Annotated in this window: 11 protein-coding genes; 7 read left to right on the top strand and 4 right to left on the bottom strand. The window is 64.3% G+C overall.

Annotated features, from left to right (window positions below):
* Positions 1-17: 17 nt before the first annotated feature.
* The 3 genes from WHZ77_RS23435 to WHZ77_RS23425 all read right to left on the bottom strand — a co-directional run bounded on the left by WHZ77_RS23435 (position 18) and on the right by WHZ77_RS23425 (position 3,684).
* Positions 18-1,535 carry a M81 family metallopeptidase gene (locus tag WHZ77_RS23435; protein WP_375310110.1) on the bottom strand — a complete coding sequence of 506 codons (1,518 nt, stop codon included), beginning with the start codon at positions 1,533-1,535 and terminating at the stop codon, positions 18-20.
* Positions 1,536-1,773: 238 nt separating this feature from the next.
* Positions 1,774-2,226 (bottom strand): low molecular weight phosphatase family protein, encoded by a 453-nt coding sequence (locus WHZ77_RS23430; protein WP_375310109.1) that lies wholly within the window; start codon positions 2,224-2,226, stop codon positions 1,774-1,776.
* Positions 2,227-2,460: 234 nt separating this feature from the next.
* Positions 2,461-3,684 (bottom strand): sensor histidine kinase, encoded by a 1,224-nt coding sequence (locus WHZ77_RS23425; protein WP_375310108.1) that lies wholly within the window; start codon positions 3,682-3,684, stop codon positions 2,461-2,463.
* Between the two features lie 202 nt (positions 3,685-3,886).
* Here WHZ77_RS23425 and WHZ77_RS23420 point away from each other — a divergent pair, with 202 nt between their 5' ends.
* The 3 genes from WHZ77_RS23420 to WHZ77_RS23410 all read left to right on the top strand — a co-directional run bounded on the left by WHZ77_RS23420 (position 3,887) and on the right by WHZ77_RS23410 (position 5,412).
* Positions 3,887-4,111 (top strand): hypothetical protein, encoded by a 225-nt coding sequence (locus tag WHZ77_RS23420; protein ID WP_375310107.1) that lies wholly within the window; start codon positions 3,887-3,889, stop codon positions 4,109-4,111.
* Positions 4,108-4,494, top strand: coding sequence for a response regulator (locus WHZ77_RS23415; protein WP_375310106.1), 387 nt, complete (start codon positions 4,108-4,110; stop codon positions 4,492-4,494). Before WHZ77_RS23420 ends, WHZ77_RS23415 begins: the two co-directional genes overlap by 4 nt.
* A 198-nt stretch (positions 4,495-4,692) precedes the next feature.
* Complete coding sequence (locus tag WHZ77_RS23410; protein WP_375314798.1) at positions 4,693-5,412, top strand: Crp/Fnr family transcriptional regulator; 720 nt, start codon at positions 4,693-4,695, stop codon at positions 5,410-5,412.
* Positions 5,413-5,627: 215 nt separating this feature from the next.
* Here WHZ77_RS23410 and WHZ77_RS23405 read toward each other — a convergent pair whose 3' ends face one another.
* Positions 5,628-7,367 carry a methyl-accepting chemotaxis protein gene (locus WHZ77_RS23405; protein ID WP_375310105.1) on the bottom strand — a complete coding sequence of 580 codons (1,740 nt, stop codon included), beginning with the start codon at positions 7,365-7,367 and terminating at the stop codon, positions 5,628-5,630.
* A 284-nt stretch (positions 7,368-7,651) separates the two neighbouring features.
* On the opposite strand from WHZ77_RS23405, the gene WHZ77_RS23400 reads away from it, so the two are divergent.
* The 4 genes from WHZ77_RS23400 to WHZ77_RS23385 all read left to right on the top strand — a co-directional run bounded on the left by WHZ77_RS23400 (position 7,652) and on the right by WHZ77_RS23385 (position 14,141).
* On the top strand, positions 7,652-9,034 hold the full coding sequence (locus WHZ77_RS23400; protein WP_375310104.1) for an ethanolamine ammonia-lyase subunit EutB: 1,383 nt from the start codon (positions 7,652-7,654) through the stop codon (positions 9,032-9,034).
* Positions 9,035-9,190: 156 nt separating this feature from the next.
* On the top strand, positions 9,191-10,777 hold the full coding sequence (locus WHZ77_RS23395; protein ID WP_375310103.1) for a B12-binding domain-containing radical SAM protein: 1,587 nt from the start codon (positions 9,191-9,193) through the stop codon (positions 10,775-10,777).
* A gap of 6 nt (positions 10,778-10,783) precedes the next feature.
* On the top strand, positions 10,784-11,569 hold the full coding sequence (gene eutC / locus WHZ77_RS23390) for an ethanolamine ammonia-lyase subunit EutC (RefSeq protein ID WP_375310102.1): 786 nt from the start codon (positions 10,784-10,786) through the stop codon (positions 11,567-11,569).
* 205 nt (positions 11,570-11,774) lie between these two features.
* Positions 11,775-14,141, top strand: coding sequence for an RND family transporter (locus WHZ77_RS23385; protein ID WP_375310101.1), 2,367 nt, complete (start codon positions 11,775-11,777; stop codon positions 14,139-14,141).
* Positions 14,142-14,155 lie beyond the last annotated feature (14 nt).

The following is a 14,155-nucleotide window of genomic DNA, read 5'->3' as shown; positions in this document are numbered from 1 at the left end:
ATGCCCGGGCGGGCAGGTCAAGCCGCCGGGATCTCGTCGAGCGGCCAGATCGGACGACGGGCTTTTCGGTAGGACAGCTTGGTGTGGTCAAAGGTGGCAAGGCCGCCGCTGTCGGCCAGGATCACCTCCTTGGCCATCGGTCCGAAGGCAGCCCGGAAGTGGTGCGCGGACTTGACTGCGACGATCCGGAATTGAGCCGGCTCTGCGCCGAGAATGCGGAACATTTCCTGATCGTAGGTCTGCAGCGTGTTGGTCGAAATCGCGATGGAGATGCCGTTGACCTCGAGCAGGGCCGCGGGCCCGAGCGTCATGGGCTGGCCGGCATTCATCGGCCCCTCGCATACGAAGGCGCCGTCCGACAGGCCGGTCACCCGCCCGGTCAGCGTGAGCGGAGGTCCGTAGCTGGCGGGATGGCGCTTGGCGCCGACAACGACATCCAGGCTGGCGCCAAGGCCCGCGGCATGGCAGCGGGCCGCCGCGTCGGGGTCGCCGAGGACGCCGAACAGCACGCTTTCCACCTCGGCTTGCAGCAGCGTCTCCAACAGGCGGACACCGTCGCCATAAGCGCCCGAACCCGGGTTGTCGCTGAAGTCGGCGATCACGAGAGGGCGGGTATCCGCGCCATCCGCTGCAGCTGCGACGGCGAGCTTGGTCGCGGCCGGCAAGTCGAGCGCCGTGACGGTGACCTCGGCGCGTCGCTCGTACATCTCGTCGTTGAGCGCGACCGCGGCCTGCCGCGCGGCCGCCTCGGCGGCGTTGTGGGAGGCATCATAGGTGACCTGAACGCTGGGGCCGACCTCGGCAATGTCTGAGCGGCTGAAACCCGCGCAGACGTCGACGGACAGAAGGCCGGGCGTTTGCGTCTGCATCTCCGCGGCGCGCGCCAGCAGGTCGCTCATCACGCCGCCCTGGGTCCGGCCGTGATTGCATCCTTCGAGCAGAGGTCCCTGCAGGCGGAAGACTTTCGGGCGAATCGTGCCGTCCATCGCCGACTGCAGCAGTTCAGCGGCGCGGAACGCCGTCTCATACTGGTCGATATGCGGGTAGGTTCGGTAGGGCAGCATGATGTTGGCCAGCCGGCCCATCCGTTCGGTGACGTTGGCATGCAGGTCGAGCGTCACCGCGATCGGGATCTTATCGCCCAGGCGCTTGCGCAAGCCTTCGAGCAGCGCACCCTCGGCGTCGTCGTCGTTCTCGGTCACCATCGCGCCGTGCAATGCGAGGATGACGCCGTCGAGCGGCCCCGTTTCGCAGGCCGCGTAGACCAGGCGCTGCAGTTCGGTCCAGCACTCGGCCGTCACCTTCCCGGATGGGGTGGCTGAGGCGGCGACCGGCTGCACCAGGCTCCAGCCGTAACGTTTGGCTGCGGCCAGATGCGCTGCGATTTCCATCCTGGTGTCGGCCAGCGCCGCGGCGACCTCGGCATCCAGCAGAAATAGCCGCTTGCGATAGTCCTCGAGCGTGGTCGGAACGATCGAGAAAGTGTTGGTCTCGTGGGCAATCTGCGCCGAGAGAACGCGCCGCGTCTGGCTCATGGGATTCCTTCTTGGTCTTTCTTATGCAATCTGACGAAAGTTCAGTCGCGCCGGCGCATGTTGATCTCTTGCCGCGATGGATCAGTATCGCGGGATGAGGCAGAATGCCAATCGAAGTGTGGGCATCTCACTGCATAGCATATCCTCATCCTGAGGGCCCGCCGCAGGCGGGCGTCTCGAAGGATGGCCGCGGGCGAGCTCCCCGCCACGCCGTGCACCATATGCAAAAGGCCTGCCGTTATCGCGCGCGAATCTGCAGGCGTCCGATCAGCAGGCCAACCTGTTCGTCGATCTTCGCCAGCGCTGTCGGGGGATCGAGATATTCGATATCATCCACGTCCCAGTATTGAACGCGATGGGCGACGCCGGCAAAGCGGCGCTCGACCATCGGGCGATGCTCGGCATCCTTCAGCGCGATGACAAGCTCGGCCCCCGCGAAGTCGTCAACGGTACAGAGCACAGGGGCTCGCACAGCGCCGCCCGGTGCGATGCCCTTGGCTTGCAGGGCCTCCAGCGCATAGCGCGAGATCGGCCCAACATTTTCCGGCGAGAGGCTTTCGGCCACGGCTCGCGAGAAGGAGACCCAGTTCAGCCCTTCGAGGCCGACGCGATGGTTGAAGACCTCTTCGGCATAGCGGCTTCGATAATAATTGCCGGTGCAGAGAAACAGCACACGATTGTTCTTGTTCATTGAGCTGTGCTTCTACCCGCGACCTGCTGCTCGCCGGGGGCAGCCAGACGATCCGACAACCTGGACAGGTTAGCACGGCTCTGCCTGATGGGCATCTGGCTCCTCGATTATCCTCTAGCCGCCGTGCGCGCTGCAGTCCGGCTCACGATTATGTGCGGCGGAGTTCGCGACCTCCGGCGTCGCCATGACGCAAGTAAAGTTGGAATGGCAATGATCGCCACGGGCAAGCGTCGGTCAAGCCGAACCGGGTCCCGGTGGCTGGGATAGGATGGGCAGATCGAGCAGGAAACGAGTCCCGGGTCGATCCTTCAACAGCGTAAGATGGCCCTGAAGCTGCCTCACCATGCCCGTGACAACCTTGAAGCCGAGGCTTGCCCGCGGCTGATCGATGTCGAACCATTCCGGAAGGCCGATCCCCTGGTCGGAGACTTCGACGTGCAGGTGTCCGTCGACTTCCCGGGCCGAAACTTGGATGTCGCCGGGTCCTTCCGGATAGGCGTATTTGACCGCGTTGGTGACCAGTTCGTTGATCAGGAGTCCGAGGGGAATTGCGTGGTCGGCTGCAAGCAGCATTGAATCGGCGTGGCAATGCAGAGTGTGCCCCTCGGTGCTGCCCTGCAGCTTCTTGCAGAGCTCGGTCATGAAGTCCGCAAGTTCGACATAGCCGATGTGCGAACTGCGCCAGAGGTGATCGTGCACCTCGGCAATGGTCGACACCCGCAAACTCGCGTCCTGCAGCGCATTTGTGACATCCTGGGACTGGGCGCTGCGCGCCTGGACACGGAGCAGGCCCACAACCGATGCGAGGCTGTTCTTGACGCGGTGGCTCATCTCCCGCGTCAGCAACGCCTGGTGCTTGAGCGCTTCTTGAAGCCTGGCATCGGCCTGTTGACGCTCGATCGCGACCCCGAGCAGGCCGGCAAAGCCGGTAAGGAAATGAACGTCGTCCTGGTCGAACTGGCCGGGATCGGCGCTGTCGACTTCGAGCACGCCGAAGAAGGCCTTACCCTCTCCGCCTTTTTCGATCAGCACGTTGATGGCGCGCCTGATGCCGTGATCCGCCAATAGCTTTGGCGTGCGGAAGCGGGTATCCGCTTCCAGATGGTTCGAAATGACGGGCGTTCCTGTCTGATAGGCATAGCCGGCAGGCGATCCGATGTCGGCGGCGAGTGAGACGGCATCGATGGTCCCAGGCGCCCAGCCGACCCCCGCGCGCACCATCAGACGCTTTTCATCCGGTTCATATTCAAGCACCTTGACGAACGGCGCCTGCAATCCGATGGCGCACAGTTCGGTGGCGCGTTGTAGAATTTCCCGCAAGTTGCGGGTCTGCATGGCTGTGCGACCGAACTCGCCGAGTAGGGACTGTTGCCGCAGCCGATAGTGAAGTTCGTTCCGGCTGAGGGGGGCGGACGAAGTATCGCGGGATTCCTGGGTCGCTTGACGCCCCTCATGCATACGATTCTCCGAACACAGGTTGCGCCCGGCAAACTTCGAGTGTGTTTCAGCTGAAGTGTGGCTGCCTTCCTTCGGAGAGTCTGAGCAAAATAGCTCACTCTCCGAGTTCCATTCGCTCCTGTGGCGACTTCGGCTCTGTGGTCTGGACCACCGACACCGGCAACGTCGGTGTGCGACTACTCACCTCCGGTTTCGGAGGACCATGGCTCATTCAGAAAACGATCGTAAATCCGAGCTCGAGCGGCTGCGCTTGGCTTCGGATCTCAGGCAGCTCGCCAAGGAAACGAGCGACCCCGATTTGAGGGAACATTGGGAGCGAATGGCAAGGCAATGGTCTGGCGAGGTGGAAGAACCGGCCCAGGACCATGCCGGGGTGGATGATGCCGAGGTTGACGATACCGGGGTCGATAAGGATTTGGACGAATGATGAGCGCCCCAGCCGGCAAATTACTGCCAATCGTCCTTGTCGTGGATGATGAACCGCTGCTGCGGATGCTTGCCGTCGAAGTCGTCGAGGAGGCGGGCTTCACGGCGATCGAGGCCCGCGATGCGGACGAAGCGGTGGCCTTGCTGGAATCGCGCACAGACATCGCTCTGGTCTTCACGGATATCAACATGCCCGGCAGTATGGACGGACTGAAACTGGCCCATGCGGTGCGTAACCGCTGGCCGCCGATCAAGATTTTGGTTGTGTCGGGCAGGCAGCGGCATCAATCCTCCGATCTCCCCACGAACAGCTGCTTCCTCGGAAAGCCGTACCAGGCGTCGGTATTGGTCGAGAAACTTCGATCATTGGTTCCTATTGACTGAGCTCAAGCTATCAAACGCGGGTGACTGAGCGCTTTTGCTCAGACTCATCTGTCAGATGAGTGCGACGTGATGGTCCCGATCCCGCGCGCTCCTATCGACCTGCCCGTTGTCCGGATGACGCAGAAGGCGGAGCCGGAACGAGATGGAGCCTTGGTGCAAACGGACCATGATCTGCGGAGCAATCGGCTGCTGGGCGCGATGGAGCCCGCCAGTCGCAAGCGACTGGATCCCCATCTGGAGCCGATCTCGTTCAAGCTTGGCGAGATGGTCTGCGACGCGGGAGGCCTGCTCCAGCACGCCTATTTCCCCCAGGGTTCCGTGCTGTCCCTGCTGACCGTGCTGGAAAATGGCGCGGCGATCGAGACCGCGAATATCGGGCGCGAAGGTGCGTTCGGCCTGTTCGCCGCCATGTACAGCCGGGTCTCCTTCAACCGGTGCATCGTCCAGCTCACAGGCCATACGGTCCGTTGTCCCATCCAGCTGTTGCAGTACGAATTCAGGAACAGCGAGCACGTGCGCGATCTGTTCGTAAGCTACTCGGAGACGCTGCTGTCGCAGGTCCAGCAGACGGTCGCATGCAATACGATGCATTCGACGGAGGAGCGGATGTGCCGCTGGCTTCTGATGATGCACGACAGGGCCGAGGGCGAAGCTCTTCCCTACACCCACGAATTTCTCTCTCATATCCTAGGCGCCAATCGGAAATCCGTGACGCTGGCCGCGCAGTCGATGCAGACCGCGGGTCTCATCAGCTATCGCCGGGGAGCGATTCAGGTGCTGGATCGCCTGGCCCTGGAAGAGGCATCGTGCGAGTGCTACGCGATCGTGAAAGAGCGCTTCGACGCATTTCTCACGCCGCCGTCGACCGCAGCTCCGGGCCACAACAAAAGCCGAAGCGGCCCAAGCGACGAGGATTGAGTGATCCATCCCGGCGCGGGAGCAGAACGGCGCGCCACCGCCACGATGACACCATGCCAGTGTTTTGTCCGACGGGTCAACTAGAATTCGAAAAATCAGTATTTATCTAGCCGGCGGCCAAGCCATTGATTTGGCTGGCCCCGGCTACAGGGGGTTGTCTTCGGCAGCTTTGTTGGGAGCTGGCCAATCGCCGCCTTGTATCGGCGGACGTGGCGTCACCCCGCCTTGGCAATACGTCCGTCCGCCGACCCCGACCGCAGGTTCTGGAAGAACTTTTCCACTTCCCGCGACAGCGTGTCCGCCGTCGTCGTCAGGCTGCTTGCCGCGGTCAGCACGGACGCTGCCGCCGTGTCGGTCTCGCCGATGGCGTCGCGGAGCGAGGTGATGTTGGCCACAAGCGTCTCGTTGCCCTGGGCCGCCGATTGCGCATTGGAAGAGATCTCGCGGGTTGCCTGGTCCTGCTGGCCGACGGCGCCGGCGATGGCCGTCGTGACCTCGTTGATCTCGCGCACCGCGCCGCCGATCTCGCGGACGGCATCGACCGCGTTTCGGGTGGAGGCCTGGATCAGCGCGACGTTCCCGCTGATGTCGGCGGTCGCCTTCGCGGTCTGTCCCGCCAGCGCCTTGACCTCGTGCGCGACGACGGCAAAGCCCTGGCCGGCGTCACCGGCGCGCGCGGCCTCGATGGTGGCGTTGAGCGCGAGCAGGTTGGTCTGCTCGGCGATCGCCTGGATCAGGCTGAGCACGCCGTCGATGCGCTGCGTAGCGGCGGCAAGGCTCTCGATCTCGGCGATCGATTTCTCGGTGCGCTGGCTGGTCTGCTCGACCGCGCCGGCGCTCTGCCGGACCTGACGGCCGATCTCCTCGACGGAGGCCGACAGCTCTTCGGCCGCGCCCGCCACCGCGGTGACGTTGTGGGAGGCCTGCTCGCTCGCGTCCGCCGCCGTGCCGGCGCGGCTGCTCGCATCCGCGGTGACGCGGGTGATGGTCTGCGCCGTCTCGCGCATGACCGAGGCGTTGTCGCTGAGGCCGCGCATGATCGCGCCGATCGCTTCGCGGAACTCGTCGACGGATTGCTCGATATGGCGGGCGCGCTGCTCGCGCGCAGCGGAGTCCTGCGACACCTGCGAAGCGAGATTTCGGTTGCGGCCCATCGCGTTCTGGAAGATCTGGATGGCGCGTGCCAGCGCGCCGATCTCGTCGGCGCGGTCAGCGTGTGGCACCACGACATCATCGGCGCCGTCCGCGACCTGCTTGATGGTCGCCGTGATGGCGGAGAGGGGGCGGGCGATCGAGCGGGCGATGATGACGATGCCGATCACGACCAGCGCCAGCGCCACGCCGCCGAGGCAGGTCAGCACGAAGGACAGCGTGCGATTGGTCTCGGTCTGCTGCGCGATCTGTCTGGCGCGCTCGGCGTAGACCTTGGACAGCGCCTCGAGATCCTTGTTCAGCGCCGAGCGCACCGCGCGGTTGGCGTCGTTGTCGCCCCATTCGCGGCCCGCGGCGGCGTTGATCTCGACGCCGCGGCGCACCAGCTCCTTGCGGAAGTCGACGAACTGCTCGATGCGCTTCTTGAAGGTGGCAAACTGCTCGGCATCGTCGGCTTTGACGATGCCCTCCCAGCCCTTCACGACGTTCAGGATCTGCGCGTTGAACTTGAGCAGGCCCTCGCCGTATTTCTTCACCACGGCCGGTTCAGCCGACATGTAGACGCCGCGCGATTCCATCACGACCGCATAGACCAGCGAGTTGACCCGCTCGACGTTCAGCGCGGCGGCGTTCGCCGTCTCGATCGCGCTCGTCAGGTCGGCGTTGCGGCGGCTGTTGTAGTCGGACAGCAGCGCGATCGCGGCGGTGAGCAGCGCGAACAACGCGAAGATCGCGTAGAGCTTGGTCGCGAGCGTGAAGCGGCCTGCCAGGCGAGTGGCATTCCCAGATCGGTCTGATGTCATGGTGTCCAGGGACCCGAATGGCCGCGAGCGGCCGGAAGCGCGGTCGTAAAAAATGCTGCAAAACTATGCAGAATGAAGGTGGACACGGCGTTAACGCGCCGGCCCGGCCCCCTCGTCCTTGGTCTAAATAAAGGTAAGCTAGCGTCTTGGTTCCCTCGTACCGGTTCCGGCAGGCCCGCCCCCGGGAATTGCCCGGAATGCCCCGAACTTCGGCGTGCGCACCGGCCGTCAAACGCGTATTCGATTCCAGGTCGGTCACTGGCCGACGAACTCCGGAGGGGCCTTTGGTCTACCGCCACACCATCGACGCCACGACCTATGCATTCCCTGATATGCGCGACCTCCTCGCCAAGGCGACGCCGCCGCGCTCGGGCGACCGGCTGGCCGGGGTTGCCGCAGGGAGCGCCGAGCAGATGATCGCGGCACGGATGGCGCTTGCCGACGTTCCGCTTGGGCAGTTCCTGCAGGAAGCCGTCATTCCCTACGAAGCCGACGAGGTCACGCGCCTCGTGATCGACAGCCATGACGCAGAAGCCTTCGCGCCCGTGGCCTCGCTCACGGTCGGCGGCTTCCGCGACTGGCTGTTGTCCGATGCCGCCACGCCCGAGATCCTGCGCAAGCTGGCGCCCGGCATCACCCCGGAGATGGCGACCGCGGTCTCCAAACTGATGCGCAACCAGGACTTGATCCTGGCCGCGCGGAAATGCGAGGTCGTCACCGCCTTCCGCAACACCATCGGCCTGAAGGGGCGGATGAGCACGCGGCTCCAGCCCAATCATCCCTTCGATGATGCCAGGGGCATCACCGCCTCGATCCTCGACGGCCTCCTGTTAGGGGCCGGCGATGCCTGCATCGGCATCAACCCGGCGAGCGACGATCCGGCCGTGATCGCGCAATTGCTGCGGCTGCTGGACGAGATCATCGCGCGGCTGAAGATCCCGACGCAGGCCTGCGTGCTGACCCACGTCACCACGACGCTGTCGCTGATCGGGCAGGGCGTGCCGGTCGACCTCGTCTTCCAGTCGGTCGCCGGCACTGAGGCCGCCAACCGCAGTTTTGGCATCGACCTCGCTCTGCTCAAGGAAGGGCAAGAGGCCGGTTTGTCGCAGAAGCGCGGCACGGTCGGCCAGAACGTGATGTATTTCGAAACCGGGCAGGGCTCGGCGCTGTCGGCGAATGCCCATCACGGCGTCGACCAGCAGACCTGCGAAGCGCGCGCCTATGCGGTCGCCCGCGCCTATGCGCCATTGCTGGTCAACAGCGTGGTCGGCTTTATCGGCCCGGAATATCTCTACGACGGCAAGGAGATCATCCGGGCGGGGCTGGAGGATCATTTTTGCGGCAAGTTGCTCGGCCTGCCGCTCGGGATCGACATCTGCTACACCAACCATGCCGAGGCGGATCAGGACGACATGGACAATCTGCTGACGCTGCTTGCTGCCGCTGGCGTCACCTTCATCATGGGGGTGCCGGGCGCGGACGACGTCATGCTGAACTACCAGTCGACGTCTTTTCACGACGCGCTCTATGTCCGCGACGTCTTCGGCCTGCGCCGCGCGCCGGAGTTCGACGACTGGCTGGTGCGGGCGGGGCTGGCGGGCGCGGATTTCCGGCTTGCCGGTGATGCAGTCCTGCTGCCCGATTTTGCCTCGCGGCTGATCGCGTGAGCATGCGGTCGCGCGCCATCCACGGAAGTCAAGGAAACCATTGGCGTCCTTCGCGAATTAGGATGATGCCACAATATTGAGAAATTTCGGCGGCAGCGTTACGCTAGAGGTCCGGCTATTCCGAACCATATACCGAGCGTGGCTGGGGGAACTTTGATGCGAGCTGAAAGCAACGGAACGTCCCGGCGGATTCTCTGTGTGTTTCCGCGGTACACCTCCTCGTTCGGAACGTTCGAGCACTCCTATCCGCTAACCGACGGCGTCAGCGCCTTCATGCCGCCGCAGGGGCTTTTGCTGCTCGCAGCCTACCTGCCCGAGGAGTGGCAGGTTAAATTCGTCGACGAGAACCTCCGCCTCGCGACCAGGGACGAATTCGACTGGGCCGAGGCGGTCTTCGTCAGCGGCATGCACATCCAGCGCCAGCAGATGAACGACATCTGCCGCCGCGCCCATGAATTCGACCTTCCGGTGGCGCTCGGCGGCCCCTCGGTCAGCGCCTGCCCGGATTATTATCCGTCGTTCGACTATCTCCATGTCGGCGAGCTCGGCGACGCCACCAACCAGCTGATCGAGATCCTGTCGCGCGACACGGCCCGTCCCGAGGGCCAGGTGGTGCTGACCACCAAGGACCGGGTGCCGATGACGGAGTTTCCGATCCCGGCCTATGAGCTTGCCGATGTGAAGAAATACATGCTCGGCAGCATCCAGTATTCCAGCGGCTGCCCCTATCAGTGCGAGTTCTGCGACATCCCGGGCCTCTACGGCCGCAATCCGCGCATCAAGTCGCCGGAGCAGATCATCGCCGAACTCGACCGCCTGCGCGAATGCGGCATGACCGACACGGTCTATTTCGTCGACGACAATTTCATCGGCAACCGCAAGGCTGCAATGGACCTGCTGCCGCATCTGATCGAATGGCAGAAGCGGACCGGCTACGTGGTGCGGCTCGCCTGCGAGGCGACGCTCAACATCGCCAAGCGGCCGGAGATCCTCGAGAAGATGCGCGAGGCCTATTTCATCACCATCTTTTGCGGCATCGAGACGCCGGATCCCGACGCGTTGAAGGCGATGCAGAAGGATCACAACATGATGGTCCCGATCCTGGAGGGCGTGCGCACCATCAACTCCTACGGCATTGAGGTGGTGTCCGGCATCATCATGGGTCTCGACACCGACAAGCCGAAGACCTCCGATGCGCTGCTGGCTTTCGTCGAGGAATCCCAGATTCCGTTGCTCACCATCAACCTGCTCCAGGCGCTGCCGAAGACGCCGCTGTGGGACCGGCTGGAGCGGGAAGGGCGTCTGATCGAGGACGACGGCCGCGATTCCAACGTCGATTTCCTGCTGCCCTATGACGACGTCGTCGCGTCGTGGAAGCACTGCATGGGCGTCGCCTACGAGCCCGAGAAGGTCTTTGCGCGCTTCCAGTATCAATGCGACCACACCTATCCCCACCGCCTCAAGATGCCGGTGCCGGACGAGATGAAGACCTGGCGCAACATCAGGCGCGGCCTCGTCATGCTGCGTAACATCTTCTGGAAGGTCGGTGTGCTCGGCGACTACAAGCGGGTGTTCTGGAAGTTCGCGCTGGGACGCATCAAGCGCGGCGATTTCGAAGGGCTGATCGGCTGCACCCTCATCGCGCATCACCTCATCACCTTTGCGCGCGCGGCCTCCAGCGGCAAGCAGAACGCCTCGAACTATTCGATCCGGCTGCGCGAGGCCTCCGTTCCCGCCGAATGATGCGACATGTCTGATCCGGCCGTCCCCCGCCGCCCGACCCTCGATCTGCGGTCGCTCACGTCCGCGCGCGTTGCACTAGGGCGCAGCGGCGCGAGCGTGCCGACGCGCGCGCTGCTCGATTTCACACTGGACCATGCCCGCGCCCGCGACGCCGTGCATGCGGCCTTCGATGCGCCGCGACTGGTCTCCGATTTCGGCGCGCTTGGCCTCGTCGTCACCGAGGCGCGGAGCCAGGCGGCCGACCGCAGGGACTATCTGCGGCGGCCTGATCTTGGACGACAGCTCGATGCCGATTCGGCGCAGCTTCTGGCGCGAAGTGCTTCGCAGCCGTGCCGGCTCGCGATCGTGATCGGCGACGGCCTGTCGGCGGCGGCGGTCCATGCCCATGCGGTCGAGCTGGTGAAGCATCTGCTGCCGCTGCTCGCGGAAGCCGATGGCGTCGCGATCGGCAAAATCGTCGTCGCCTCAGGCGCGCGCGTCGCGCTCGGCGACGAGATCGGCGCCATTCTCGGTGCGCAGATGGTGGTGACGCTGATCGGCGAGCGGCCCGGCCTGTCCGCACCCGACAGTCTCGGCGCCTATCTGACATTCGCGCCGAGGCCCGGCCGCACCGATGCCGAGCGCAATTGCGTGTCGAACATCCACAAGGCCGGGTTGAGCTATGACGAGGCGGCGTTCAAGATCGCCTGGCTCGTGCGCGAGGGGCTGGCGCGGGAAGCAACCGGCGTGGCGCTGAAAGACGAGAGCGCGGACCGGGCGCCGCGTCGAATTGGCACGGCTTTGCCCGAATGACGGGCATTCCGGCAAAATCGCCGCATCTTGATCGGTTGGGCCACCCTTCGCCTGCTTGCGAGAAGAGTGATTGACCTGCTAAACCCCTCCCGGCGATTTTCCGCGCATTTTCAACGGGCAAGACCCCCATTGGTATGGCATTTTCAAGCCGTTCGCGGGGCGCAACAAGCTCACAGACCGAGCCGATTTAGGAACTGGACAAGGCATGCTCGAAAAGCACAGCGAGAGTGAGGTTCATGTCGAGAAGGTCGAGCAGGGACCTGCGTCCTCGATCGCCTTCGGGCTTGAGCGCATCGGGCTGATCGCCGTCCGGGCGCCGATCGTTTCCTGCATCGTCCTGCTCGTGCTGATCGTCGGCGCCGTGTTCGGCATCCACCGGATCAAGATCGACGATTCGCTGTCGCAGCTGTTCCGCTCCAACACACGCGAATTCCGCCAGTACGAAGAGGTGACGAAGAAGTTCCCGGCCGAGGAATTCGACGTGCTCGTCGTGGTCGAGGGCAAGACCCTGCTGGCGCGGAATAACCTCGAGAAGCTGCGCGACTTCGTCACCGACCTGCAACTCGTCGAAGGCACGCGCGGCCTGGTCTCGCTGTTCTCCGCGCGCCAGGCGCCGGCGCCGGGCAAGTTGCCGGCGGCGCTATTCCCGTCCGAGCTGCCCGAGGGCGCGGCCTATGACAAGTTCATCGAGACCGTCAAGAACAACGAGATCATCCGCGGCAAGCTGTTGTCTGAGGACGGCACGCTGGCGCTGATCGTGCTCTCGCTCGATCCGGAGGTGGTCGCTTCCAACAAGCTGACCAAGACCGTCGGCGACATCCGCGCGCTGATGAAGGAAGACCTCGGCGATACCGGGCTCAACGTGCAGCTCTCCGGCGTCCCGGTGATGCAGCTCGAGATTCGCAACGCGGTCGAGCGTGACGGGCTCACCTACAACATCCTCGGCATCCTCGCCGGCTGCGTCATCGCCATCATCTTCTTCCGCAAGATATCCTTCATGGTGGCGGCGGCGTTCCCGCCGATGATCGCGATCCTGCTGGCGCTCGGCGCGCTCGGCTGGGCCAATTTCAATCTCAACATGTTCCTGAACGTGATGACGCCGCTCATCATGGTGATCAGCTTCTCGGACTCGATGCAGCTCACATTTGCCGCGCGCGACCGGCTGATCGCAGGCCAGGACAAGTTCACCGCGTTCAAGAACGCGGTGCTGGTGGTCGGCCCGGCCTGTGTGCTGACGCACGGCACCGCCGGCATCTCCTTCATCGCGCTCCAGTTCTCCGACTCCGACCTGATCCGCAAGTTCGGCGAGGCGGGTCTCGCCGCCACCATCATCGCGCTGGTCGCGGTGCTGTCGCTGGTGCCGGTGTTCGGCGTGCTGCTGGTGCGCAACGAGAAAGTCTTCGCGACAAAGTTCCAGAGCGCTGATTCCGGCGTGCAGGCGCTGCGTAATTTCTGCTACTGGATCGCGGTGCGCATGGTGGGCCGGCCCGGCCTGTTCAGCCTGATCGCGGTGCTGTTCGTCGCCGGCCTCGGCGTCATCTACGCCAATCTGGAGCCGCGCTACCGTCTTGCAGACCAGGTGCCGGACAAGCGTCAGGCCGTTGCCGCGAGCGACCGGCTCGATGCCAAGCTCACCGGCGCCAACCCGGTGAACGTGCTGATCCAGTTCCCCAAGGGTGAATCGCTCTACTCGCCGGAGACGTTGCAGACGATTGCCGACGTCCACGCGACCGTCGAGAAGACGGCCGGTGTCGGCAACGTCTGGTCGGTCGAAACCTTGCGCCGCTGGCTTGCGGAAAAGGCGGGCAATGCCGACGTCGCGACGCTGAAGGAATATATCAGCGTCATTCCGGAACATCTGGTGCGGCGCTTCATCGATGCCGAGCAGGATGCCGTCGTGGTCGCCGGCCGCGTGCCGGACAAGGATTCCAGCCAGCTTCTGCCGATCGTCGACAAGCTCGATTCCGAGCTCGACGCTGTCCGCAAGAAGCATCCCGGCTACGAAGTCGCTGTCACGGGTCTTGCCGCGATTGCCGCGCGCAACTCGGCCGGCATGATCGAGAAGCTCAACCGCGGGCTCACCGTCGAATTCGCCCTGGTCGCGATCTTCATCGGCCTCGCCTTCCGCTCATGGGTTGTGATGCTCGCCTGCATCCTGCCGGGTATCTTCCCGGTGGTGATGTCGGGAACGGTGCTGTGGGCGATGGGTGAGGGGCTGCAATTCGCCAGTGTCGTGGCTCTGACGGTTTCGTTCGGCCTCGGCTTGAGCGCCACCATCCACTTCCTCAATCGCCTCAGGCTGGAGAGCAAGCCGGGCGTCGGTTCGGCGCTCGCCGTGGAGCGCGCGACCGTGCTGGTCGGCCCGGCGTTGATCCTGACCACGCTGGTGCTGGCCTGCGGCCTCGTCGTCACCGTGTTCTCGGACCTGCCGTCGCTGCGGCTGTTCGGCTGGCTCAGCGCCTTCTCGATGGTGATGGCCCTCGTCGCCGATCTCTTCATCCTGCGGCCGACGGCGATGTGGCTGATCAACCTGCACGCCAGGCTGCAAGGCGCGGACAAGCCGGCGATCTGACCGACAACACGGTC

The organism is Bradyrhizobium sp. A5, assembly GCF_042076515.1.
Classification (GTDB): domain Bacteria; phylum Pseudomonadota; class Alphaproteobacteria; order Rhizobiales; family Xanthobacteraceae; genus Bradyrhizobium; species Bradyrhizobium cosmicum.
Note: the sequence above shows the minus strand (reverse complement) of the source record. Positions and strands in the feature narration are given on the sequence as shown.

Excerpts from the sequence above, each read along its gene's own strand:
- WHZ77_RS23385 (WP_375310101.1), top strand. The coding sequence starts at position 11,775 with ATGCTCGAAAAGCACAGCGAGAGTGAGGTTCATGTCGAGAAGGTCGAG.
- WHZ77_RS23420 (WP_375310107.1), top strand. The coding sequence starts at position 3,887 with ATGGCTCATTCAGAAAACGATCGTAAATCCGAGCTCGAGCGGCTGCGC.
- WHZ77_RS23435 (WP_375310110.1), bottom strand. The coding sequence starts at position 1,535 with ATGAGCCAGACGCGGCGCGTTCTCTCGGCGCAGATTGCCCACGAGACC.
- WHZ77_RS23430 (WP_375310109.1), bottom strand. The coding sequence starts at position 2,226 with ATGAACAAGAACAATCGTGTGCTGTTTCTCTGCACCGGCAATTATTAT.
- WHZ77_RS23415 (WP_375310106.1), top strand. The coding sequence starts at position 4,108 with ATGATGAGCGCCCCAGCCGGCAAATTACTGCCAATCGTCCTTGTCGTG.
- WHZ77_RS23425 (WP_375310108.1), bottom strand. The coding sequence starts at position 3,684 with ATGCATGAGGGGCGTCAAGCGACCCAGGAATCCCGCGATACTTCGTCC.
- eutC (WP_375310102.1), top strand. The coding sequence starts at position 10,784 with ATGTCTGATCCGGCCGTCCCCCGCCGCCCGACCCTCGATCTGCGGTCG.
- WHZ77_RS23405 (WP_375310105.1), bottom strand. The coding sequence starts at position 7,367 with ATGACATCAGACCGATCTGGGAATGCCACTCGCCTGGCAGGCCGCTTC.
- WHZ77_RS23395 (WP_375310103.1), top strand. The coding sequence starts at position 9,191 with ATGCGAGCTGAAAGCAACGGAACGTCCCGGCGGATTCTCTGTGTGTTT.
- WHZ77_RS23410 (WP_375314798.1), top strand. The coding sequence starts at position 4,693 with ATGGAGCCCGCCAGTCGCAAGCGACTGGATCCCCATCTGGAGCCGATC.